2 protein-coding genes are annotated in these 839 nt (G+C 47.6%); one reads left to right on the plus strand and one right to left on the minus strand.

Annotated elements, in window-relative coordinates; translation table 11 throughout:
• Positions 1–175 precede the first annotated feature (175 nt).
• Positions 176–775 carry a toxin glutamine deamidase domain-containing protein gene (locus ACYVRA_RS07545; RefSeq protein WP_461252127.1) on the minus strand — a complete coding sequence of 200 codons (600 nt, stop codon included), beginning with the start codon at positions 773–775 and terminating at the stop codon, positions 176–178.
• Between ACYVRA_RS07545 and ACYVRA_RS07550 the strand changes: the two genes are divergently transcribed.
• Positions 714–839 (plus strand): phosphatidylserine decarboxylase (locus ACYVRA_RS07550; RefSeq protein WP_461252128.1); only part of this gene is annotated, 126 nt, incomplete at its 3' end. The two genes, ACYVRA_RS07545 and ACYVRA_RS07550, sit on opposite strands and share 62 nt — an antisense overlap.

Genomic DNA, 839 nt, shown 5'->3' on the forward strand with positions numbered 1-839 from the left:
TTGTTTACGGTAGTATCACACCCGCCGTTAAGCTCTTTTAGCAACTTTTCATCTAACGGAGGTACAAAACAAAAACCCCAAAACTCACCGTAATCTCTACAACCCGCTAAACGCTTATGGCCGTACTTCTCCGCATCGCTTTTCGCTTTAAGATACGCTTCATGTAAAGTTATCATCACGCCCTCCTATTCTTTACAGCGTTTAATACCTTATCGTTAGGTTTTGTATTATCGAGCCTAACGTATTCTATTGATTGCGGTTTCATCTTTTCCAAATGTTTCACATTCTCCTTGCCGCTTTGCCCGTCTTCATACTTAACCTCGCCATTGCGCACCTCAAAAGAAAAGAGATGCCCTGGTTCGCCATCTGACATCAAAGCCCAATTTCCCCTAATAGCGCCCCTTGCGCCTTCTCCCCAAGTCAAAATATCTTGCTCGACGATAAGTTTCATTTCGCTCGGAACATCCGTTATTGATAACTGCTTCGCGCTCTGTACCTTAGCCCCGTCGAACATCTCAGCCAATTCGGCTGTACGCATACCGTCACCCGGCTTAGCCTCTACATCGTAACCCTGATGGCGCAATTCATTAGCTACCGTACAATTCCCGCAATTGTTGGTATACTTTATGTCTCCGGTCCAAAAAAGAGGGTTTATAGCCTCTAATCTTTCTTTATCGCTCTGCTCGCCCTCAGATGTGTATAAGAGACAGACCCTGAACAGCCTGCTCCAAGACCGGGCTTTGGCCGACGAGTTCGCCGACGGTATCTGCCTCATCTTCAGACTGACCCCCGACGACTACCACAGGTACGCCTTCGTCGACGACGGCGAGATCATGTCC

It is taken from the genome of Treponema sp. R8-4-B8 (assembly GCF_054786175.1).

Coding starts and splice junctions, on each gene's coding strand:
- ACYVRA_RS07545 (WP_461252127.1), bottom strand. CDS start 775: ATGAGGCAGATACCGTCGGCGAACTCGTCGGCCAAAGCCCGGTCTTGG.